15 protein-coding genes, 1 tRNA gene and 5 pseudogenes are annotated in these 24,123 nt (G+C 36.4%); 7 read left to right on the forward strand and 14 right to left on the reverse strand.

Going from position 1 to position 24,123, the window contains the following annotated elements:
- The 7 genes and pseudogenes from AC0QT4_RS07910 to AC0QT4_RS07940 all read right to left on the reverse strand — a co-directional run.
- Positions 1 to 450: pseudogene (locus AC0QT4_RS07910) on the reverse strand (lambda exonuclease family protein); the annotation flags it as partial.
- Between the two features lie 522 nt (positions 451 to 972).
- Positions 973 to 2,190 carry a class I SAM-dependent methyltransferase gene (locus AC0QT4_RS07915; protein WP_473201164.1) on the reverse strand — a complete coding sequence of 406 codons (1,218 nt, stop codon included), beginning with the start codon at positions 2,188 to 2,190 and terminating at the stop codon, positions 973 to 975.
- Positions 2,191 to 2,215: 25 nt separating this feature from the next.
- Positions 2,216 to 2,896 (reverse strand): hypothetical protein, encoded by a 681-nt coding sequence (locus AC0QT4_RS07920; RefSeq protein WP_473201165.1) that lies wholly within the window; start codon positions 2,894 to 2,896, stop codon positions 2,216 to 2,218.
- Positions 2,897 to 3,094: 198 nt separating this feature from the next.
- Positions 3,095 to 4,289, reverse strand: a pseudogene (locus AC0QT4_RS07925) (MFS transporter).
- Positions 4,286 to 5,479 (reverse strand): hypothetical protein, encoded by a 1,194-nt coding sequence (locus AC0QT4_RS07930; RefSeq protein ID WP_473201166.1) that lies wholly within the window; start codon positions 5,477 to 5,479, stop codon positions 4,286 to 4,288. Before AC0QT4_RS07930 ends, AC0QT4_RS07925 begins: the two are co-directional and overlap by 4 nt.
- 71 nt (positions 5,480 to 5,550) lie before the next feature.
- Positions 5,551 to 5,703 carry a hypothetical protein gene (locus AC0QT4_RS07935; protein WP_473201167.1) on the reverse strand — a complete coding sequence of 51 codons (153 nt, stop codon included), beginning with the start codon at positions 5,701 to 5,703 and terminating at the stop codon, positions 5,551 to 5,553.
- Between the two features lie 491 nt (positions 5,704 to 6,194).
- Complete coding sequence (locus AC0QT4_RS07940; RefSeq protein WP_473201168.1) at positions 6,195 to 7,283, reverse strand: DUF3792 domain-containing protein; 1,089 nt, start codon at positions 7,281 to 7,283, stop codon at positions 6,195 to 6,197.
- Positions 7,284 to 7,573: 290 nt separating this feature from the next.
- Here AC0QT4_RS07940 and AC0QT4_RS07945 point away from each other — a divergent pair, with 290 nt between their 5' ends.
- The 4 genes from AC0QT4_RS07945 to AC0QT4_RS07960 all read left to right on the forward strand — a co-directional run bounded on the left by AC0QT4_RS07945 (position 7,574) and on the right by AC0QT4_RS07960 (position 13,928).
- Complete coding sequence (locus tag AC0QT4_RS07945) at positions 7,574 to 8,770, forward strand: multidrug effflux MFS transporter (protein WP_473201169.1); 1,197 nt, start codon at positions 7,574 to 7,576, stop codon at positions 8,768 to 8,770.
- 295 nt (positions 8,771 to 9,065) lie between these two features.
- Complete coding sequence (locus tag AC0QT4_RS07950; RefSeq protein ID WP_473201170.1) at positions 9,066 to 9,797, forward strand: alpha/beta fold hydrolase; 732 nt, start codon at positions 9,066 to 9,068, stop codon at positions 9,795 to 9,797.
- Positions 9,794 to 11,980, forward strand: a complete 2,187-nt coding sequence (locus AC0QT4_RS07955) for an isocitrate/isopropylmalate family dehydrogenase (protein WP_473201171.1) — start codon at positions 9,794 to 9,796, stop codon at positions 11,978 to 11,980. Before AC0QT4_RS07950 ends, AC0QT4_RS07955 begins: the two co-directional genes overlap by 4 nt.
- A 988-nt stretch (positions 11,981 to 12,968) precedes the next feature.
- Entirely contained in the window at positions 12,969 to 13,928 is a 960-nt protein-coding gene (locus AC0QT4_RS07960) for an N-acetylmuramoyl-L-alanine amidase (protein WP_473201172.1), read from the forward strand.
- Positions 13,929 to 14,809: 881 nt separating this feature from the next.
- Here AC0QT4_RS07960 and AC0QT4_RS07965 read toward each other — a convergent pair.
- Positions 14,810 to 16,009: a porin gene (locus AC0QT4_RS07965; RefSeq protein ID WP_473201173.1), complete on the reverse strand. Its 1,200-nt coding sequence runs from the start codon at positions 16,007 to 16,009 to the stop codon at positions 14,810 to 14,812.
- A 306-nt stretch (positions 16,010 to 16,315) separates the two neighbouring features.
- Here AC0QT4_RS07965 and AC0QT4_RS07970 point away from each other — a divergent pair.
- A tRNA-Ser gene (locus tag AC0QT4_RS07970) sits at positions 16,316 to 16,406 on the forward strand.
- Positions 16,407 to 16,604: 198 nt separating this feature from the next.
- Here AC0QT4_RS07970 and AC0QT4_RS07975 read toward each other — a convergent pair.
- The 6 genes and pseudogenes from AC0QT4_RS07975 to AC0QT4_RS08000 form a co-directional block, all read right to left on the reverse strand.
- Positions 16,605 to 16,745: a hypothetical protein gene (locus AC0QT4_RS07975; protein ID WP_473201174.1), complete on the reverse strand. Its 141-nt coding sequence runs from the start codon at positions 16,743 to 16,745 to the stop codon at positions 16,605 to 16,607.
- 7 nt (positions 16,746 to 16,752) lie between these two features.
- Positions 16,753 to 17,037 (reverse strand): annotated as a pseudogene (locus tag AC0QT4_RS07980) (DUF3987 domain-containing protein); the annotation flags it as partial.
- A 376-nt stretch (positions 17,038 to 17,413) separates the two neighbouring features.
- The gene (locus AC0QT4_RS07985; RefSeq protein ID WP_473201175.1) at positions 17,414 to 17,758 is read right to left on the reverse strand and encodes a P-loop NTPase family protein; all 345 of its coding nucleotides are present in this window, start codon (positions 17,756 to 17,758) and stop codon (positions 17,414 to 17,416) included.
- Positions 17,759 to 18,064: 306 nt separating this feature from the next.
- Positions 18,065 to 18,454 carry a VOC family protein gene (locus tag AC0QT4_RS07990; protein ID WP_473201176.1) on the reverse strand — a complete coding sequence of 130 codons (390 nt, stop codon included), beginning with the start codon at positions 18,452 to 18,454 and terminating at the stop codon, positions 18,065 to 18,067.
- Positions 18,455 to 18,543: 89 nt separating this feature from the next.
- Complete coding sequence (locus AC0QT4_RS07995) at positions 18,544 to 18,744, reverse strand: helix-turn-helix transcriptional regulator (protein ID WP_473201177.1); 201 nt, start codon at positions 18,742 to 18,744, stop codon at positions 18,544 to 18,546.
- Positions 18,745 to 18,964: 220 nt separating this feature from the next.
- Positions 18,965 to 20,130, reverse strand: a pseudogene (locus tag AC0QT4_RS08000) (tyrosine-type recombinase/integrase).
- Positions 20,131 to 20,313: 183 nt separating this feature from the next.
- Between AC0QT4_RS08000 and AC0QT4_RS08005 the strand changes: the two are divergent.
- Both AC0QT4_RS08005 and AC0QT4_RS08010 read left to right on the forward strand, forming a co-directional pair.
- Positions 20,314 to 22,072 (forward strand): annotated as a pseudogene (locus AC0QT4_RS08005) (type ISP restriction/modification enzyme); the annotation flags it as partial.
- Positions 22,073 to 23,506: 1,434 nt separating this feature from the next.
- Positions 23,507 to 23,977: a hypothetical protein gene (locus tag AC0QT4_RS08010; RefSeq protein WP_473201178.1), complete on the forward strand. Its 471-nt coding sequence runs from the start codon at positions 23,507 to 23,509 to the stop codon at positions 23,975 to 23,977.
- Positions 23,978 to 24,123 lie beyond the last annotated feature (146 nt).

Consider the following 24,123-nt stretch of genomic DNA (forward strand, 5'->3'; position numbering starts at 1 on the left):
GTATCTCTTGCTCTATCTGTGCTAAAAAGGCTTCGACAGCTTGGTTAATACTGTTAATCTGTTCTTCATCACGGTGCACACGTTTGACTTTCATACGTAAGTGAGATGATTGATGCATGCGAAAGCGTGGATCATAGCTTACAAAATCACACCATTTTCGTCCTGTACACGCCATTTGGAATTGCATTTGTGCGTGATATTCCGGTTTGATTTGGTCATCGATACAAAAACGCATATGGATCTTGGACATTTGACTTCGATTAACCCCTCTTCTCCAATAAGCCCATCAGGGCTAGCCCCAGCCATTTCTATTGTAGGGTGATGGACAAAGCCGCATTTTATGATATTGGCATTATAAATGAAGCCATATTCTTGCAAGGCATCCTCTTCATGTTCAATTCCCCATCGCATCTCTTCGGTTTCATAATGGGGGCTTATTTCTCCTGTTATATTATTTGCAGACCATACATTTCTTGAGCTTTTTTCCTTTAGATATTTCATAATGATAGGGTAAAAGAGGTCATGTGATACTTGGAAAGCATTATGTTTAATAACAGTTACTTGCCCTTTTATCGGCCTTTTTTCAGAAAGGATTATTTATTAGATAAGTCTTTTGTCTCTACAGATATTTATCGCATAAGCATTTGGGATTTTAGATCTTAAAATTGTGGAGATTTTATTGACAATTGTTTTCCAAGTATCTGTAAGATTAAGAATGCCGTCACAGTTTTTTTAATTTTGGTAATAGGTTATAATTTCCGCATGATGAAGTGTATCGCATTCAATAACGCTAAGATGCTTATTTTATATGATTGGGTTCATAAAAATAGAAATCTTCATCCGGATTATTTGGTGAAAAAAGCTGCAAAAATTTTTTATTTTTATGCTATAAAAAATGTTTATCATCAGCTTTCATTCCAAACTATTAGCTTTTTAAAATCTTTCTAAAAGGCTCACTATCTTTTCTCTTTTTTAGCGCATGCGCTGATATTTGTTTACGTACCGTTTTAAAAATTCTCTTTCAACCAAGGTGCGTCTTAAACGTGCAAAATCTACAGTAAAGAGGCTGCATATTTTTGAGACTTCAGTTTCGCTATAGATTTTTCCCATTTGAAATGCTTCACTAATTTTTGTAAGCATATTTTCTTTTTCTAGGGAGCGATCACTTAAATTTTCCATATTTCGTAGATTTTTCTCTTCTAGTGTTTGCCAAAATGTATCTACCGCTTGAAATCCCTCTTTTGTATTTTGAATAAGACCAAGATTCAAAAGACGATTAATGGATTTATGAATGCTTTTGGCATCTGAATTGACATGTTTAAGAATATCGGAAAGATTTTTAGCACCAAGTATAATTGCTGCATAAACAACGCGTAAAGTGGGTGAGGTCATTGCAGAAATTAAAGAATTGCGAATGTTACGTTTGTGAAGTGTTTCTTTTCCCATAGGCAAAATATCGCTTCGAATGGGAAGCTCATTGATCTCTCTTAATTCTGATTGTAACGATTGTGAGCGTACAACTTGTTCGGCATTGGTGCGTTTACGGACGATACCGAGACCGCTTTGGCGATATTTATGGTTTTCGGGGAATGTTAAAGCTTCATAGGAATTATCAAGCCGATAGAGGATTTCTTCCCAGATAGGGGTTCTTACACGCCGAACGCGTTGTTTGTCATCAAGAGCAACTGCTGTCGTCATTGTTGGTTCATGGAGACAAAGATAACCACCAGGAGCGATATGTTCCCAAAGGGTTATAATAAATCGTACGTCATCTGCTGGAGTTCCAGCATCGATCCAAGCAAAATCTATCGGTCCCCAAGATTTGATTGTCTGTTCATCGAGGGAGAAAAAATTCTCATTGATAAATGTTACAGTATCTTTTTCAATATTGGCATTGAGGAGTTTTTGCCATGCTTCTTCCGCTGATTGACCTTCTGCCGTAAAATCATCAATTGTGATAAGTTGTGGTTCATAATTTTCAGGAACTCCTGAGGGGTCAAGCAAAGCTGTGCGTTCCTCCCAATGAGAAGATTCGAGAAGCTTTTTATCTTGTTGCCATGATAATTTAGCTTTTTGAAGAGCTTGAGCAATAAAGCATGTGCTATCGCCTGCACCGATTTCAATGACTTTGCGTGGTCTTAGCATTTGAATAAGTGTATAAATGAGTTCAGCACTCTTTTCTGTTCCCATGCCAGGTCTTATCAGGTGCATCTTTTTATCTTTCTAATGTTACCAATCGTAACATTCCTGCTTTAACAAAAAGTTTTATTGAATCGTTTACAGGGTGTTGAATAGGTATCGGTGCTGAAGCGCTCTTTAAGAGATGTTTTGTTTTTTCATTAAGCCGGATTGTGCGCCCATTAAGCTGGTTGATGGCAAGGTAGCCGATGGGGGAGTGAGTGATGAAGCATGTTGGTTCTCGTAAAAGTGCTGTTGCTTTATCCTTTGAAAATGCTTTTTGATCTGTCTCGATGATCCCATGCCGCACCAGTGATATCAAAAGTCTCCCGGCGGATAAAAGAGAACCATTGAATTGTATTTCTTTCAATGATTGCACAAAGCAGCCTTTATGAAGTGCTTCAGAGGTCAAGAAGTCAAATCCACCGAATGCAGCTCCTTTCGTAGAAACAGCAGTGATGGATTGAATTTGACGTTTTCCAATTAAGGCAGGTTTATCTTTTTTTATCTGCACATCTTTTGCCCATTGAATACGTGCCAAGGAATTTAATTCACATGGATAAACAGCTAAAGAATTTATAGCTGTGGGCGGTGTAGGTTTTTGCAATTCAAGGGAGTGGACGTGCTCATTACAATCATGTTGCATATAGTCTGCAAGTTGCCATGCATATCCGCCTGTTCCATTATAAAAATTTAAGCCTATCGGGTCTTGTTGCATAATGTTAAATCGACTTATTTAACTCTTTCGAGGTTGCACGTTGTTGAAAGATTTGTTCGTTCATATTATTTAGAGTAGGGACTAAAGAGATTGGTTCATAAGGGGCTGCATCATTTCAAAAGAAACAATTTTTCGAGTATTTGTAGAAACTTTAAGCTTGTTGCATGGTTTGCTTTAGAGAAAAAGCGCATATTTCTGCTAACCATAGTTAGCTTCCTTTTTTTGTACAGTACTATTTAATACAAAACCTAAAACGCCTACGGTCATTGTTGCTATGCCGATTGCAAGGAGAGTGTTTTGGGTATTATGCACGCTCACAAAACCAGCTCCCATAAAACCAATACATACGGATGTTTGTATGATGAAGACATAGGCAGGCATTTGATTGTTTCTATGTTCTTTTTGAATAGTTTTCATCATGAAGCTTGCCATAAGGGCATTTTGTACGCCATTGGCTGCTCCAAGGATGAAAAATGAAACCATCATTAACCAGACAAAATCTGTTAAGGAAAAACAGAAAACTCCAAAACCAATGGTTGTCGCAGCCAAAGATGCTCCAGCGGCATTGCCAAAGCGTTGAAAAAGGTTGGAGAAACAGAGTGGACCAACTACTAATCCTAGGCTTATCATGCTTGCGATCATTCCATATGTTTGTGCACTTAAATCAAGATTGGTACGAATGCGGACAATGGATAAAACATTGAGAGCAGAGGTGAGTATGATGGTAATAATGAGTGGCGTAAGAGCATAGAGAACATTTTTTTTACGCAATAACCCCCTTACGTCTAACCCTTTTTTAGTTTGCTCGGATGTGTTGATCTTTTCTTGATGCATTTTTAATATTTTTACACAGAATGTAGTGATAATGGTTGCACAGAGAACGATGATTGAAAGCGCAAACAACCCTCTTTGTCCGTTTGATACACCATACAACATACCCCCTAACAGTGGGCCACCAATATAACCAAGGTTGCGAACAGTTTGGATGATACGATTGATGAAGTCTAACTGGTGATCATTCTTTGCTAATTCAGGGACAGCAACGAGGATTGCAGACCAAAAGAGTGAACCAGCACATCCTAGAGCAAAAGAAATGGCGATGTATGCCCAAAATTGGTTTATGATTGCAGCAGTGGCTATAAATAGTGCTTGAAACAATAAAACAGCAGGCACTGTATAGGGGGGGGCTGAGCAGATGCAAGAGCCGTGGTGCAACTGGTCCAGCGCAAATTGCACCGATAAGTCCGGCGAGCAAGAGCATTGAAAGAGAAGTTGTGCTTTTTGCTAAGTGGAGAGCAAATGTAACTTGGGCTGTTTCATCGGAAAAGCTACTTAGAGCTAAAACAAGAAAAAAGCAAATTTGGGCAAGAATAATGGATTTTTTCTTTATCAAAGTGTTCCCCAAGATGCTAAAGCTTTTACGGTTTTTAAGACTTCTTCCCGCATAGCAGGTGTGTATGATTTATCATTTAGTTTTGCTAAGTCGATTTTTTTTCCCGCTGAAAGTTGATACAGAAAGCTTTCTAGGTGAGCACTATATTTAAAACTGGCACAATGCCCATTTGTGGCAATAAGCAGTTCTTTTGTTTCAGGTAAGAAAACCCATTGGAGAGTAGCAGAGGGGCGAAGCATAATTTCACTCTCAATTTCAGATATATCAACAACAGGGCGACTGACGCATAAACGCGAACTTGTATCACAAATTAATTGGGTAATAAGCATACGGCGTTTTAGGGAACTATTTGCAATTTCGGAGCTTAGAGCGGATAGCTGAAAACTATTTTCAGGGTTTAAACTTGCTCTACCCGATGTTCGAATATCATGCCGTGTCCGCTCATCAAGATGGAGTAAATGAGAAATATACTCTCTATGCTTCTGCACATCATTTGCTGTTTCCCAAAAGGCGATATTGACATTTACAGCAATATTTTTTCCAGTTTCGGCAACATGGAAGGCATCATGAGGGAAGTATGCAACACGATCGGTACGATTTTGTAGTGCGATTGCTGTTGATTTGTGTGCCTCATATTCTGGATATCTTAGCCCTTGGAGGTCATCTCGTGTACTGGACCATGTGAACATTGTTTTCTTATCTCGTAGTGTAAAGCCGAAATGATGGGCATAATCCACATGGACTCCAACATGCGTAGAAGAATATCGACCGATAAAACAATCAATATCTACTCGTTCGCCTAGTCGAAAGCCCAAAGAGTGTGCTAACTGATCTGCAAATCTTTTTGCCACATCCCACATAATTGGGGTGGCTGCGTATAACCCATAATACATGACTCCCCATTCTTTTCCTTCAGCACAGTGATCAACGCGGGTTATATATTCATCTATAGTTTGATCTGTGTCCAAAACAAGAAAGTTTGAAAGAGGGTGTGGGGTGCGCACTCCATTAATAACCGTTACCGCTTCAGATTGAGAGTTAAGCGCTGAAAGTTTATTCGGATTTTTTGCGTATTGCTTTAAAGCACACAAAACATCCCCTTCATGAAAAGGGATGTTTGTAATTGACAATTCAGATGCTTGCTTAGCCCAAACTTCTTGAGAAAAGCCTTCAGAAAACAATTTAAACATGACGATGAAATATGCTAAGCTTTCTTACACTGAATATATTGAATGCATGCAGGTTGCTACCCAATAATACATTATTGAACTTCATGTAACGCGTTCATATCATGGTTTTCTTCGCAAACTTGAGAATCGATACGTTGAGCGTATTTAGTGTTTCTCCAAGGTGATGCAAAATCATCGGTAGCCAGTTCAGAGATATTTTCTATTTTATGAAGTGAGATATCCATATTTTCCCCCTTAATAGCTTATAAAAAATGATAATCAGAATAAGCTATGAAAATTTCTGAAACTAACAGTGGTTTAATTTTTTGTCAAATAGCATGTTAATTGAACGCATCGCTCGGTTTTTTGTATAAGTTAACTATAAGGGATTTGACAAAAGTAATATCTCTCTTCATCTCTTGTTTTCACTTTTTAAAAGTGAGAGTAACTGGACGTTTTATATTGGTGCTGTTTATAAATGCTTATACAGTGAATAGGGTATCCCTTATACCAAAGGATGCATATAAGAATGTCCATTGATTTAGTAAAACAGGAAATTCTTACTAAGATCTCCTTTAAGATGAGAATAAGCGCAGGACAGCAAAGCATGTGATAAAGATTATTTTAAAACAAGAACGGGCACCAAAATAAAGTAATCAAGAGCAAGTTTGTAATAAGAAGCTGTCCATACTGTACAGCTTCTTATTATTTTCATGTACTTTGCATTAAAAGTTTTTCAAAGTACAAAAGAATCTTTACGGCTTCGATAACCATAATATCCACAAACACTGGAAAGTATGGCACCAATTAAGCCTCCTAAAAAACCCCACCATCCCATGTGGGAGGCTGTTTTAGCTGCTTTATTTGCAGTATGACGTGCGTCCTTCATGGTTGTGTCTAATTTTTGAGAAAGTGTATGAGCTTGTGCTTCAAGAGTTTTAATGGCTTGTTCGGTTTTTTCCTCTGCTGTTTGATAAAGATGAAGTGCACGGTTCGCGGTTGTTTGTGCATTCGCATGTGTCATCCCATTATTCATCAAGGCGTTGATGATATCGTTTTCATTGATCTTTTCTGTAATGGCTTCTATACGATCAGAAAGACGATCACTAAGATCTTTCAGAGTGACTCGGTAGTGAGAAGGATCATTTTTGAAAGCAGTTATTGCTGATCCAATATCTTTAAGAGCGGCTTGATAAGATTGCTTTAAGCGATCCGGATTGAGGGCGGGAATGTCACTTTTATTGAAAAGGGTGTATAATTTATCGCGCAATTTATCAAAATCAATGCCATTGTCTTTTATCTCACGCAAAACGGTTTCAAAACTTTCGTTGTTTAATTTTGAAAGATAGGGGACAAGATTTGTTTTGAGATTGTTTCCGGTTTGTGGGATTGCTGAACTGTTTTCTACAACGGCTTTAGTGCTTAATCTTGCTGTACTTGAAACCACGTGGATGGTTTGAATGGTCATAAGAAGGATTAACAGAGCCCAAGTTAAAAAGCCATGAAGTGCGCCTGATGATTCTGCAAAACGCCCAGCAACAAAGCCTCCTAAGGCAAGGCTGATCAACATGACGATAAGAGAACCAGTCCCGAAAGAGAGGAAAGAGCCTTCAAAAGGTGTTGAAGAGGTGAAGTCTATTTGGCTGAAACCTAATGCCGCAACAAGAAAAGATAAGCAGATAGAGGTGGCAAGGGCTGTGACCAGTCCAGCAAAGATAGCTGACCATGAAATAGATGTTTGAAAAAAAGGATAATCTGTTTCTAGAGATGTTTCTCCTAGAAAATGGCTATCGAAGGGTGTGTCTTCAGGAATACGAGTTTCCATATTTTTATCTCCTTGAATGATGCTGAAGATAAAATGCCTCTTGACCGATAATGTTCCAAAAGTGAGTAGATATGCACTAAAAAGGACAGAAAACACCAAAAACAAATGCTGATTATCATTCTGGGATGAGAAAAAACATTTTTTAAGGGACTTTAGTTTCGTGCCGGTTGATTGAGAAGGTATGTTTTATGAGGGAATAAATATTCTCAATATAAATAAAATATATTAATAAATAAAAAATAGTATTATATTAATTAATTATTTTTAATTACAAATTGTGTTTCCCCCTCATGCATCATAAATATACATTACCATTTCTTATACTTATCGTATGCTTATCAACGGGAGGTCTGATTTCTACAGACATTTTTCTTCCGGCACTTGGAGAAATGCGTCAATATTATCATGTGACTGAATCTCGGATTCAGAGTGCTGTGGCAATTTTTCTTTTTGCATTGGCTATTGGACAGCTCATTTATGGGCCACTTAGTGATAATTTTGGACGTAAAAAAACACTTCTATTTGGGTTGTTTTTATGGTTATTTACCACGCTTAGTGTAGTTTATACGGTTAATATTTACGCTTTTCTTGTGTTACGTTTCTTACAAGGACTTGGAGCTTGTGCAGGGATTGTTTTAAGTCGTGCTATTATTAATGATTTATTGGATAAAAAAGCGGCTGGAAAACTTTACTTAATTGTTTTTCCCTTTATTGGCATGTCACCAGCGCTTGCTCCTTTAGTGGGAGGGCTCTTATTACAAGTTTTTAATTGGCAAGCTACCTTTATCTTTTTAAGCCTTTTTATATGCTTGACCATTTTGCTCTGTTATTTTGTGCTCACGGAAACCTTACCGCCTCAAAAACGTCAACGTTTTTCTGCTGTTGGATTTATAAAAGGGTGTTTAGGAGTTCTTAGAAATAAACAATTTATTTTTTATGCACTTATTCCATGTTTTTCTTACGCAGCATATTTCGCTTATATTGTGGAATCGCCTTTTTTACTCACAACTTTAGGTTTACCAGCAATATATATTGGTTATAGCTATATTGACGTCTCCTTACCCTATATTTTAGGAAATCTTATGGCGCGATGGTTTTTCAAACGAGAGTCTATGGAAAGAACTATATGGCGCGGATATATTATTTTTGTTGTAGGGGCAGGGTTATTTGTTCTGCAAATGTATGTAAGTCCATGGCCGCTTGTGACCAGTTTTATGGCTATTGCTGTTCTTACTTTTGGGAATGGTTTTTTATTGCCGTTAGGGACAGCATTGGCTATTTCTTCGCATCCGCAAGCTGCTGGAACAGCTTCCGGTATGATGGGGGCTTTACAATTAGGAAGTGCTGCGCTAAGTGCCGCGGTTATTGGAAAGATATCGGGGCACAATCCACGGACTATGGCAGTTTCATTGGCAGTGTGTTGTCTGTTGGGTTTCGTGATTTATATTTGCAAAGCGCATGATTTTATGGATTCGGAAATGGATTGAGAGAGATAAGAAAAAGAGAGCGTCATGTGTAAACATTTTGCTGTTATTTTACTTGAGTGGAGATTGCTGTAGCTGAGAATGGATTCTCATTAAGCTAATTGCATTGTGCATACTTAAAATTTGTCGTAGCTTAATTTGAATTTGGTACAATTGGTTATTCTTGACAGCTTTACGGGGAGGGGAACTTATGCGTGAGAGAGTTCCGGCATGTCTACGTTTTAATAGTTATCTTCAGTGGGGAAGTTTCTTCTACAATCGATATTTTAAAATAAAATGGTCCGGGAAATAAATAAAAATGAGCCTTCATATTGTCATTCTTTCTCCTGTGATGCCAATTTGGGATCAAGGCGTTTTTTGTTCTTCATTTACAAAGCTATGTTTGGCAAAAGGATTCCAAATTACTTTACTCGATACATTGTCCCTTTTTCCCAGCGACTCTATTTTTTGTAATAACCATGCTATAGGTATTTTACCTTTTATTACAGAAAAACTTGAAAAACATTTTAAAGAGCCTTCAATTCTTGTCGGTTTTTCTATGGCTGGAATGTTAGTACAGATATTGGCTGCGCGACTTCCAAATGTTCAAGCTGTGCTCGCTGTGAATGCACCAGGCTATCCAGATATACTTTTGCAACAGCGAATTGGATATGTTCTTAATTTCTTGAAAAACAAAGATTTGTCAGGAGCTCTCGAAGCATTGAATACTTTTATGCATCCTCGTGGAGTGACAAAGAAAAAAGCTGTATTGGAGATTCCTGATACGCAAAAAAGCATGGCTATTGAACGGATGTCAAAAGGATTTAAGCTCTTGTTGGGAATGGATGCGAGGGATGAGATTATCAAGTACACTGGAAAGTTTTTAGCTTTGGTAGGCGAAAAGTCGCAACTTGCAACTGTAGATAATCAAACGAGAAGTCATTCTATAAATCATGAATATAAGATCATCCCTGATGCTGGTACGCGTTTATGGGATGATAATTCTGCGGTGACAAATGCAATTCTTGATGAATGGATTGACAGATTATGAAAAAGAAAGTTCTTGTATTACCTGGTGATGGAATAGGATCAGAAGTTTGTGATACTGCACTGATGGTTTTAGAGCAATTGAAGTTGCCAATTGAATTAACCTATGGAGATATTGGTTGGGAATGTTGGAAACAAGAAGGGGATCCTGTTCCTCAAGCGACTTGGAAAAAAATTGCTGAAAGCGATGCTGTTTTACTTGGTGCTGTGACGAGTAAAGGGAAAAAAGCTTCTTTAAAGGAGCTTGCGCCACATTTAAGAGAGAGGGAACTTACTTATGTTTCGCCTGTCATTCAACTTCGCCAAAAATTGGGTTTGTTTGCGAATATACGACCTATAAGATACATTGTCGGTCCAAGAAAACCTTTTCATTTTTGTGTTATCAGAGAGAATAGCGAGGGTCTCTATGCGGGGCTTGATTTTCGTGGGATATCTCCTGAAACAGCAACATGGCTAAAACATCCCAATTTAGAAAAATATAGCCTTGAAGATGCTACATGGACAGTACGGTTGCAAACGCGCTTTGGTTTAGAGCAGATCTTTGAATATGCTTTTTCTTATGCACGCGAACATGGTTTCAAACGGGTTACTTTTGCAGATAAACCAAATGTCATGCGAGAAAGTGGTCAATTTGCTCAAGAAATTTTTGAGAAAGTTGCGCAAAATTATTCCGAAATTGAAGCAGATATTCACAATGTTGATGCGGTTGCTTTATGGATTGTAACAAAACCAGAACAGTTTGGTGTGATTGTTGCTGAAAATATGTTTGGTGATATTCTCTCTGATCTTGGTGCTGGAGTAATGGGTGGATTGGGATTGGCGCCTAGTGCAAATGTGGGAAGCAAGATTGCTTATTTTGAACCTGTTCATGGTAGTGCACCGCGCATTGCTGGACAGAATAAAGCCAATCCTTCTGCGATGCTTTATACCACAGCTTTACTCTTGGATCATTTAGGTTTTAAAGAGGCGGCGCAACAATTGTCTGAGAGTGTTGATCAGGTTATTCGCGCTGGAAAAACGGTGACTTATGACTTAGGAGGTTTAGCCACGACACGTCAAATGGCTGAAACTGTTGTTAATTCTCTTGTAGACCCTATCCCTATTTGTCGAGCAGCGATTATTACGGTTGGTGATGAACTTCTTTCAGGACAGTATTTGAATACAAATTTGCAAGATTTGAGTCAAAGCCTGAACAAAAGAAACATTCAAGTTACACGCCATTTTGTTTGCGCCGATCAATTACAGCAAATTAGTGAGACAGTGATTGCTTGTCTTGGACAAGAAGATCTCATCATTATCAGTGGTGGATTAGGACCAACATCTGATGACAAAACCCGTGATGCGATTGCACAAGCTGTGGAAAAGCCCTTAGTCTATGATGAAGCGGTTTGGCAAACGATAAAAGGTCAATTGCAACGGTTAGGGATTGGGTCGGATGCCAATAATGCCCGTCAGGCATTATTTCCTGAGACGGCAAAAGTTCTTGATAACCCGACTGGGACAGCACCTGGTTTTTACCTCTCTTGTAGTGGGAGTTCTCTTGTGGTCTTGCCTGGTCCTCCTACTCAGGCTCTTTCGCTGTTAGAACATTATTTAGAACATGATGAACAGAAGTATTCTGTTGTATCGCGCGTTCAATATGCGTGGACTTTGATTGGAATTGATGAAAGTACCATTGCGTATTGGGTTGATAGTCATTTTGCTCATGAACCGTTTGAGCGGCATTTTTTATGGAAAAGTCCTTATGTTCTGGTACAATTGGTTGGTCAATCACCTGCGTCTTTGGCACAGCATTTAATCGAAGAATTTGAAGGTCATTTTCGTCCATACTTGGTTGGTGCAGAAATTACTACTGCTTGCCAACAATTAGCGAAGTATGCAGAAGTTCACTGGTCAGTAAGTGATCCGATGCTTTTAAAATATTTTCAGCCAACAGAAAAAACGGAGAAAAATATTTCACAGTTAGAAGCTGAGGTTAGTTTATCGCCCTCTTTAGAAGTATTAGAAAACCAAAAAGAAAGCCTTGGGCATGCGACAATGACTGTACGAATTAACGGTTATGGTGATGATCATATTACTTTTCCTTATACGCGACCGCTGTTAGGTGTGGTCTTACAAGAATATGCAGCTTGGTCAGTTTTAAAAAGATATTTGCAAGTAAGAAAATTAAAAATTGAAACTTTGTAGAGATATAGAAAGACTTCTCCAATTGTTGATATAGTTTGGGTTAAAGGCAGTGTTGTTTTTATGCTTTAGATCGTTTGTATTTGCTATCAGTGTTTTGCTCTCGGATAAGGGCTAAGTAGTATTAAATAATTGGAAAATATGAAAATATTTTTTTTCTAAACGAACTCATAGAAAAATGTGGATATCGCTGCTCAAATTTCGTTTGGATTATCGCTGAGATTAGAATTCTATATTACTACCTCATTTGCAACAAATATTTATACAGTTTAAACTCAAAATATAATGTATTATAAGATGATTTTTATCGCATGATAAGATCAAAATTATTGTAGAAATTGTTTTATTCAGTTTAAGAAAAAATTCTCGGTCCATTCTGATTGGAGAATGAGAGATATGTTGTTAAGAGAAACGATAGGAAGAAACTCTCTATCATAAAACAATATAAAATCTTAATTTTTGGCAAGCTACAGAAAGGTTTCTTAAATTCTGTTGATAAAATGTATTGGTGAGAAATTCGTCACGAATATGCCTTTTTAATTTGGTTGTCAAATTACCATGACACAACAGTAATCTTCTGAGAATTGTCTATTATCACTTTATGGCTAGGCATTATGGATCATATGTGGTGATCTATAATCGTATGTTATACAAAAAGCATAAAGAGGCAAAACTGTTTTATGCAAGAATGTGAGGAAATATTTGATGAGCCATTTTGTTATACTATTATTTGTTTCTTGATAGAAAACATCTAAGTTAATGGTTTGTGAATGTTTTTACAATTGCTTCATTGATTGTATGCAGAGGCATTTGAAAATGCATCTTAATTGTTCAATCAACGCTTCATTTGATGTATCAATTGTAAGCATGATTTTTGGTATTTGGATTCTAGAATGTCTTATAAAAATCTTCAAAGTCTCTCAATATTCATTTTTTATACGCTCTATTATAAGGCACGATGGTACTTTTGAACTGAAAAAGGAAGGTCTCTATGTATCAGATTGATTACAACAGTTATCGTTCTATTAAGAGCTTTAATCGTCGTGTTCGTTTTCTTGTGATGCATTATACTTCATTGAATTTTAAAGATTCGATTATGGCTCTTACAGGAGCAGATGTTAGTGTTCATTACCTTGTTCCTGATCCATCAGAGCGGACATATCTTGAGGCAGGATTTAAGGATATGCGTATCTTTAATCTGGTTGATGAAAATGAACGTGCATGGCATGCGGGTATCAGCTCATGGGCTGGACGCAGTAATTTAAATGATACATCTATTGGTATTGAAATCGTTAATTTAGCAACTGGTGATTCTGATTCTTCAGAGCATCCGTATATTGAGCCGACTTTAAAAGATGTGCATGTTTTAAATCCAAATTATAAAGATGAATATGAATTGCACGCTGGCATTGGTTCGTGGACTGAGGGTGGTAATATGAGTGATACGACTGCACAGTTTGAGACAGTTAATTTAGTTACTTATAATAATGAAGACTTTATATTTCCTCCTTATAATCCGAGGCAAATTGATGCAGTTAAGGAACTCGCCTTGAATATTCTGCAACGATATCCAGATATCATGCCAACTGATGTTGTTGGACACAGTGATATTGCTATCGGCAGAAAGAGTGATCCAGGTCCTGCTTTTCCATGGCAAGAACTTTATAGAGCAGGTATAGGAGCATGGTACGATGATGAACTAAAGCATTACTATCAGGAGCAGTTCTGTAAGAGTCTTCCATCAAAAGCTGATGTTTTGGCTAAGTTGAAATGCTATGGATATGATATTTCGGTTGCATGTACCGAAATTGGATACTCGGATTTGATCCGAGCATTTCAGCTTCATTTTCGTCAAGAAAATTATGATGGGATTCTAGATGTTGAAACAGCAGCGATTATCTACGCTTTGGTAGATAAGTATTTCCCATCGGATTTGTTCAGTTCATCTTAGTGTTAAATATGTGTAGTTACTGCAATATAGATTCTCTTTTATTAAAAGTACTCTCAGATCTTCATCTGATGAAGGTTAAGTGAAAGAAAAAAAATATTATGATATAAGGGAGATACTTATCACGCAAAGGAATGGATGAAGAAAGGGAGAAAAAATCTGTAGTTTGCAGAGGTAAGCTTTAAAATTTCCTTTTTATCGCATATGCTGTTCTTTCATTAAAAAGACTGTAAGATGAAGATGTTATGTACCTACAAAAGAACATAGTTGCTCAAAAAATTACGTAAAAAAGAGAGAGATAACAATTAATTTACTCTCATGATTATCGGAAGTAAAAAGAACAAATTATAGTTTTGCATTCATGCTGTACAAAAAATCCGATAGTGGTTGAAAGAAGAAAGCAGATAAAGATTGTGTATCACGAAAACTATAAGTGCCATCTGTTTAGAGCTTTTTTAAACATGCATCACTTCTATTCTTGAATGTTTGTTTTTGACATACTGAAAAACGCTTATGGTATAAAAAATTCTGATAGTTATTTTAGTTTTGCTAAGAATATTTTTAGGATTCATTGTCTAACAATTTGAAACTATATTCAGCGCATTTTTGTTTTTTCTCGAGGATATATTGATACAGTTATTGATAATAAATTCGTTGATAATTCAAGCTTATATTATTTGAATTGTATGTTCAAGATTTATGGAAGCACTGATTGCTCTTTTGCTGACACATCAGCTTGAGATATATTTATAATAGTAAAAAGCTTTTTGTTAGAGAGAGTGGGAAAAATAACATAAAAGAGTGTTATGATGATTACACATAGCTTAAAAAAATAAAAACTGGTAACATATGTCACCAGTTTTTTAAAGTGTAATTCAAGAGAATTAGAATGAGCGCTGGAAGCGGATCATGCCTTGCAAAGCACTTTTTCCTTTTAGAGCATGTGTATATGTTGCACCGTTTATACCATTATGCGTGCGATCATCATTCCAAGAAACATAAGTCAATTCAGGTGTAATTACGAAGCCTGGAACCAGCGTGTAGGCAATATTTACAGAAGTTGCAAAGGTTTTTACAGCACTATAGGAAACTTGAGCGTTTAAATTTGCTTTTGGAGTGAGCTTGTAAGTTGCACCAGCCCAAGCAGCCCATTTACCACCCCAGTTTGCATAGATCGTTGTATTTTGTCGTGACAGCACATTTTCATCTACTGTGTAGTAATCAACATTGTTTTTATAACCACCCATTACCCATAGATTTAAACGATCGTTGACATTGAAATCCATGCGCACTTTAGCAGCCCACTTTTTATAATAAGCATCGTATGCTGCAACTGTTGAAAAACCACCCCATTTTTGCATAAATTTCACACCCAAAACTATATTAGGGGTATATTTTTTTATTCTTTTACTTGGGAGATTATCACTAGCAACGCCAGCAATTTTATCATCGTTATCTATGTAATAGTATGTATTTTCAATAGGGGCAGGACCATCAGCATTACCCAGTTCAGCTCCGATAATAGCAGAAAATCCAGTGTCTCCACTAAAGGTGTAAGAAATGAAATTGGTGCGTGTAACACCTGCTGGTGCTATACTGTCATCGTTGAAAACATTTCCGTAACCACCAGTCCAACTGTTAAAAATTGTATCATCAAGACCTACGCGAAAACCACCAAGTTCAATATAAGCGGCTGCGAGTTTTGCACCAGCTTTGTCCTTGCCATTGTTCCAGTCCGAGAAAATGCGTGCATAGGAACGAAGTGTTCCTAACTCTGTTTCAGATGCGGCTTGGAAAACAAGAGTTAGCCGGGACGATGCACCATAGGTTTTCTTTTTTTCTGATAATTGAGAGTCAGTTATCGCATCTATATTATCACCGCCTATAAAATCAGCGCGAACATTTCCTGACAAACGCATGCAGGTCTCTGTTCCAGGAATATAGAAATATCCTTTACCATATGCATCGCACACACGAACATATTCTACAGGTTCTGGTTCTGCAATCGCTTTTGGAGCGGCTTGCGCTCCAGAAATCGCTAAAAAAGCTGCTGTAGAACTTAAAAAGAGGGATTTTATATTCATAATGGATCTCCAGTGAAAGGTAGTTTAATCTTCATTAGGGAATATTATTTGCTCAACTCATTAAAGGCAAAAAATATACGATACTTGTATCTTAGCTATACTGATCTTTTTAAAATATACAAATATGAAAACACCTTTTTGGAAGATATTCATGTACTATTCAAGGTGATGTGGTAAAAAAGGCACAATTTTTGTTTTGTTAACTTTTGTCTTCTTGAGTTAATAAAAAAGAAAACTCTTAGATATTTTTGAAAAAAAATCGAAAATGTCTTGAACTTTCTGCTGATACCATTTATGCACTTCCTTGGAGAGGTGGCCGAGTGGTCGAAGGCGCTCCCCTGCTAAGGGAGTAGGGCTCAAAAGGCTCTCGAGAGTTCGAATCTCTTCCTCTCCGCCACTCGATATTTAACCATAAATAACTTATTGATTCTTCATATATCTTTTAAAGATGTGGGATGCATGAATAAAGGTTAGGGGATAGGATTCTCTAACATTCTTCCACAACAGCAGCATTTTTGCTTTTCTCTTCTCTAATCACTTCTAATATTTCTTTAAAGGGATTCTAAATTCTGTTGTGAAAAAAACTTTAAAAGTCTCATAAACATGCCAATAGTTTCACAACATAACGGATAAGACGATTTGATGACAAACTACCACGACAAGTATCTGCTTCTCTCCTTAAGGAGGCAGCTGTTTCTTGATCTAAAGCGTAAAGCTCTATGATTTTTTCTTCCATGCGCCTAAACGATGGGAATAATTCGTGAAGGTTGAATGCCCCCAATCATAGAAAGTGTTGCATTGGGAATATAAATTGTTCCACACTCAATATGGTCATAGGTAAAGGAAGAATTTCCATTAAAAGCAGTCAGATAAAAAGAACGGTCTGTCTGATATTGCTTTCTGTCCATATTGGCTAAGAAACCAGAAAGTTCATCACGGACCATTAATAATCCACGCGAGTTTTCTTTTAGTAATTCTCCAAGCTTTTCGACGGTCACATCATGGACAATAAGACGCCGTTTAACAAGGGTCTCATCATCACTTTTACAAGTAAGAAACTAAGGAGTGTGCGAAGTGATTTGTGCAATCATATTCGCAATATTAGAGAAAATAGTGATTTATCATTACTTATTGAAGAGTGCAGTATTGTAGCAAATGATATTGCTTCAATATAGCTATAGCAAGCATTTTTTACTAAAGCCGCATTATGTATACCAAATAGATCAAAATACAATTGGTTAAGGAAATTTTTTCCTTGTATGAAGCACATGCAAAATATGTACAACGCCATTTAAAATATACTTATAGTATTATGCATTTAATTTAACCTTTTTAGTAATGAACGTTTATGATTATTTTGTGTTATTGAGAAATGTGAAAGGGTTTACTCAGTGAAAGTTGTTTCTAAAAATCTCTATAAGATAATTTTAAGCTTTTGCCTTGCCATTGACGCCGCAACCAACGATCATACAAAGCAATAATAATCGCCCCCGTGCTAAGCTGGAAAGCATCTTCTAGTTTCTCAACCAATTTTAATGAAAAGTGATTAATTTGCTTATCTAAAAGCGACATATGCGACGGCTGGGTAATAATAAAAGCCAAGAGTTCAGTAAGAAAGGGCACGCTGTCATTGGTATTCTGCTCATATAGAAAGCGCGGTGTTGCTTGAAGATTTGAAAAGCTTATATCTTGCGCAAGTAATTTACAGTAAATTTGTGGGGCTTTATAAAGTGTGCCTGCATAAGACATAATAAACTTCGCAAGAAGTTCCAGAAAAGTTATGTTACCAGCTCCATTTTCGTCAAGAATAAGCAGCTTTTTATTAGATCTTTATGATATTGCTCAATCTATAAACGCTTTTTTTATTATAACGCCCTACAGCGAAAACAGCATTTTGTGCGGCTCAATACTGATCGTTAAAGGCGTAGAGAATTTTAATACAGTACTAAACGGATAAGCTACGCGTTGTAAGTAAGCCTCTAGCGTGCATAGCTTTATAGGTTTTGAAAACAGACAAATAGAGTTTAGGCGATAAAAGATCTGATCTAAGGCTTTTTAATCCAGTGGACAAACACGAATAATATGGCCATCGGGATCTTTGATTAGAAAGGTACGTCCAAATATATCAGTATACGGTTCCTTCAAGACATTTATTTCAACGGTGGTTTGCTCTTGCCATTCTGCATATAGCTTATCTACGTCCTCCCCATGAGGCAACATAATGCCGATTTCTGAAAAACGAGGCATATTTGCCTCAGGCGCATCGCCCCCAGACCAGATAGCAAAGAGTGCGTCACCTGAAGAAGAAAATGCAACATAGCGTGGCGAGACGAAAACAGGCTCTTTCTTAAAGATGAATTTGTAAAAAGCAGTAGAATACTCTACGTTTGATACGTATACCAACTGTAAGTTTGGGGTAACAGGATAAGTAGGGATATTACTCATGAATTCTCCATGATTTAGTAGTGGTTACTTAACATTAGAATTATTTCAACATTTGAGCAATTCTTGTCCGTCCTTACGTGACAAGTTTTTTACGCCACATCACTGAGACGTTGCGTTTTTGCTTTTTCAATCACATCCATCAGATCCGATTTTAACCAACGCGATAAAGAACCAAATTTTAAGGGCTTTGGTAAAGATCCATTGGTGACATGGCGACGGAAGGTTGAAACGCTTATATGCAATAATTGTGCACTTTCACGGTCTGTAAGAAGAACATCATTTTCAGTCATAACTCATCCTTTCAATTAAAAAAAATATTAATAAATCATACGCATTTATTAACCATATTTTTCTCAGATTGGAAAGAAAGTTTAATCATAAAAAAAACAGCACTTTATGATGTATTTTCTCATTTAATAATTTATGAATCTTATTGAGCAAAAATGAGAGAACGAAGAGAGAAAGTTATTCACAGATAATGGGATAAAATGGGGTTCAAGCCCCCATCTTTTAAGATTTCCCCGTGACATAGGCAGCCCATTTATCCATATAAACACGGCGCTGCTCTAAATAGTCCGTACGACGGTAAGCACGTTCTATTTTACCTCCGACCGTATGACCTAGAATGGTTTCTGCTACCTCAAAAGGAGCATCGGTTGTTTCTGCTAGCTAATCACGTAAACTCGACCGAAAACCATGCGGGCAGGCTTCAAGTTTATTTTGTCTCATATATGATGCCATTATCGCAGGTGAAAGAGGATAGCGACCAGTCAATGAAAAATAAAGTCACTTTTGGAGAGACAACAAGCTTGTTCAATAACTTTTAGAGCTTCTGTTGATAAAGGCACGCGAAACTCTGTTGTAGCATTACGCTTTCCTTTCATATTCTCAGCAGGGATGGTCCATATATCATCTTCAATCTGATCTTTACAAATATGATGCAAAGGATATGTACGGACACCTGTAAGAATAAGTAGACGCAAAGCCAAACATTTTATGGTTGTTGTTTCGCAAAATGTTTTATAAAAAGCCGGTATCTCTTTCCAATCCATTGCTGGTCTATTTTGCGCTTTATGGCGTTGTTTGCCTAAGAGGGCGCGTGCTTTTTCTGTTGCTTGTAAATCAACATCTAATCCCAATGCAGCAGCATGTTTGAAACAAAGATTAAGATGCATCAATGCTGTTCGAGCAGTTCCAGCTTTTGTATGCCAGATAGGAGCGAGTGTATTGCGTATATCGGTTTGGGTAATCTCTGAAACGGGGAGACAGCCTAATTTAGGGAGAATATGAAGACGTAAATGTAAAAACCAGTTCCCATCTTTACCGTCATTTTTTAATTCAGCTTTACGGCTTTCAAAAGCATCGAGAGCGATATCTTTTAAATAATGGAGATTACGCATTGCTTCACGTTTTTGTTTGTCACGTTCTTTAATGGGGTCACGCCCCTCACGTAAAACAGAACGCCACCCAGTTGCTAATTCACGGGCTTTTTTTTAAGAAACATTTCTTAAAGCACCCAAGCCCATTTCACGACGGTGTCCGTGAATGGTATATCGGTAAATCCATTGAGCACCCCCATCTTTACCCTTATGAAGTAACAAGCCAGCACCATCATTATATTTACCAGCCCCCAATGTTGTGACAGCTCTTGCATTAAGACGATTCATAAGAGGCATTTTTGTTCCTTTCTAAACTGTTTTCTATCCACACGATAACCCCGCTTATGACGTGCAAATAAGTGATTATGATTGATTGAACATAAGCAGATTTGGTATGAGAGAATCCTACAATATTCGGACGTCTAATTCAATATGCAAAACAGTAAATTATCGTTATAAATCAATACGTTGTAACCTTGTGATAGTTATATACGAGCAATTCGCTGGGCTAGTGACCGTATTGAGAGTGCTGGTATCATTGGTTTTTTTCTGGTTCTGGTTATATAGAAAAACCAACAATGGACGGTTTACGCAAATCTTTAGCCAAAGAATTTACCAGTATTTATGTGCTTAATTTACGGGGGGATCTTCGTAAGAATATGTTAAGCGGTGGTCGAGCTCAAGAAGGAGAGAATATTTTTGGTAATGGTAGTATGACAGGTATTGCCGTAACATTATTTATCAAAAATCCCAATGTTTCTGGAGATTGTAAAATTTACTATCATGATATTGGCAATAATCTTACGACAAAAGAAAAACTTACCGCTCTTGAGTACCTTAGTAGTGTTGATGGTATTTTGCGGATAAATCAAGTTGGCAAATCATTACACCAGACAAGCATGGTGATTGGATAAATCAACGTGATGACAGTTTTGAAACATTTTTAGCTATGGGTATTAAGAAAGGTCATGGTAAGAAACTTTTTGAGACTTATTCTCGTGGTATTATGACCAGCCGTGATGCTTGGGTATATAACTCAAGTCATAAAGTTTTAGCAAAAAATATGCGTAATATGATTGCTTTCTATAATAGTGAAGTAGAACGTTTTAATGATGCCCATCCACATACTGATCAGAAAATACGTAAAAACGCTGTAAATGATTTTGTTAGTTCGGATGCACAAAAAATCAGTTGGAGTCATAATCTCAAAAAAGATCTGGCAAAAGGAAAGGTTTTCAACTTTAAAGAAGATTGCCTTACACAAAGTCTTTACCGTCCCTTTACACAACAATGGCTTTATTACAATCAGGATCTTAATGATGGTGTTTACCAAATGCTGCGTGTATTCCCGATAGGAAAAGCCGTTGAAAATAAAGTGATACAAGTTACAGGCATAGGTGCAAGATGTGTTTTTTCGGTTTTGATGAGTAAACATGTGCTTGATGTGAATATGATAGATGGTGGTAGCCAATGCTTTCCACTTTATGTTTACAAAGATGTTGTGGCTTCAAAAGATAAACACGAAAAACAGTCTTATTTATTTACAAATTCTACAGAAGAAAGCAAAACTTCTGATTTACAACGTCGTGATGCCATCACTGATGAAGGATTAGCACATTTTAAAGCGGCTTATCTTAATGAAAAAATTACCAAAGATGATATATTCTATTACGTATACGGTCTCTTGCATTCAGAAGATTACCGTGCTCGCTATGCTGATAATCTCTCTAAAGAGCTCCCTTGCATCCCTTGCGTAAAGAGTGCTGAAGATTTCTGGGTATTCGTTAATGCGGGTCGTGAATTAGGCAATTTACACGTTAATTATGAGACGGTAGAACCTTATACAGTGACCTTTAAAAAAGGCAATCCAAAACTTACAGATATCCCTAATCCTGAGAAATTTTATTATGTTACAGAAATGAAATTTGCAAAAGTAGGTAAGGAAAAGGATAAATCTACTGTTATTTACAATAGTAATATCACAATAACAGATATTCCTCTTAAAGCTTATGAGTATATCGTAAATGGTAAACCCGCTCTTGAATGGGTTATGGGTCGTCAATGTGTAAAGACTGATAAAAAGAGTGGTATTGTTAATGATGCCAATCGCTATGCTATTGAGACCGTTGGAAACCCTGCTTATCCATTGGAATTGTTCCAAAGGGTTATTACGGTAAGTTTAGAAACAATGAAGATTGTTAAAAACCTTCCAAATCTAGAATTAAGAGAAACTGAATAGATTTATGAATCATGCCTATCATATGAGCATGCCAATCTTACAAGGGGTATAGAACCTTATAATCATGATCTATACCTCTCTTGTTAGGTTGCTTACCTATAATCTTAAAAGGAGTGGTTTATCATGCGATATTCTAAAAAGAGAAGCCTTGCACTTTTAGACACTCTCATATGGATTGCATTAAGGCTTTTAAGAATTCCCATCTTAAATAGAATGAGATTTTTTTACATTGCCTTTAAAAGATTATATCGCAATCTCAAATGATGGCTTTCATATCTTTCAAAAGCTCTCTTTAAAGAGAATGATGTATCTCTCTATTCTTTACGTTTTTAATGACTTATTTTTGTAAAAATAAATTACACCCAAAACCCTCAAAACCTATAAAATTAATAGCTATAAAAGCCTTGATAGCATATCTCATAATCACGAGCTGTCTTTTGAAAGGCTTTAAAGGATTATATGCCCTCTTATAAAACATGATTTAAACATGCACTAAAATCATAAATGGTGTCAGTTCAATTTATAGACAGATACTGACAGGTTTTAATCAATTGATATCATGCATTGTCTATATAAATCATCTTATTAGCATGGTTTATTTTTTAAAACACACTAACATATTGAAATATAATGCTTTTTATTTTTTACTAAAAGATGTTTTTTAAAACGAGGGGGTAAATCAACTGATAATTACTGACAAGAGACAAAAGCCCATTAAAAGGTATTTTGATAAGAATATAAGAATTCGAAATGTTTATATAACAAATCAAACCCGCATGATCATATTTATCATTTTGTTTTATGAACATGATGCAATGGCTATAGAGAATGAATCAAAAAGAGATTTGAATCAAAAGCGTTGGCTTTAAAGATGCGGTCTCTATTATTAGCTGTTTAAATTACAAACCTCTTATAAAAAATTCACAAAAATATTCACAAGTTATCTCATAAAAATAATGATGCGTTATAAAGTTAAAAATAAGCATCATAAGAGCGTTTTTAATTATTATGATGTTTAAAAAAGAAAAATAACGCAATTGCGTAATATAGAATCAAATATAGGAAATAAAACAGAAAATATTAATAAGAAGACACATATTTATACACAATGGTATAAAAAATAATTATAAAAAATACAAAAAAGAATAAAATATAGTTAACAATAAATACGTATTTTGTTATATAAATAATCAAGTGATCAAAAACACTTAATGATAAGCAGATAGGTTACGAAACAGCTTTTCCCATGCTTTTAAAATACTGACTGTCTTTTATGCTTTTATTAGTATATGAAGATTCTGTCGGGTGTGCTTACACCATACAATACCTTTCTAAGGGAAAGTGTAAGCAACGGACTATTCGCCGTGTTTTTGAGCACCCGATGCCCTTATGGGCTGCTAATCAAAAACTTTTATTGAATAGAAAGATTTAAAAATGAAATCTACAGAAAATAATACCCCTGTTATCGCTTCCAATACAAATGACAATGCAACGCTTGTAAAACAAGAGCCTGTAAAAAAATATGAATTTATTGATGATTGTGAATTAATAGATGATCACTTTTTATACCGTATTAGAGCTTTAAGAGATTTTGGTGATGTCAAAAAAGGCGATCTAGGGGGGTATATCGAAAAGGAAGATAACCTCTCTCATGATGGTAATTGCTGGGTTTATGGAAATGCTCTGGTTTTAAAATCAGGTCATGTGTCTCAAAATGCTAGGGTCTATAATAACTCTATTATCGCTGGTTATGTCTATGGCAATGCTCGTATTTATGATCACGCCCGTGTTGTAAATCATTTACATGTTTGTGAATATGAAAATCTTCACGGCATTGTTATCATTCTCGAAAAGACGCGTGATGATATTGAAACAAGGTTCTTATATCGAATTGCTTTCCAATAATGAAATAAAAATCATCTTACTCCGTAATAAAGCCTTTTTAAACATTTAGAGCGCGGCGGGGGCGCTCCCTCCCTTTAACATTTTTCATGAAAATTTTAACACAAGAGAGATTGTGAGGAATCTTATGATGTCTAAAAAATACAAAC

The sequence above is a fragment of the Bartonella sp. EBT8 genome (assembly GCF_055796165.1).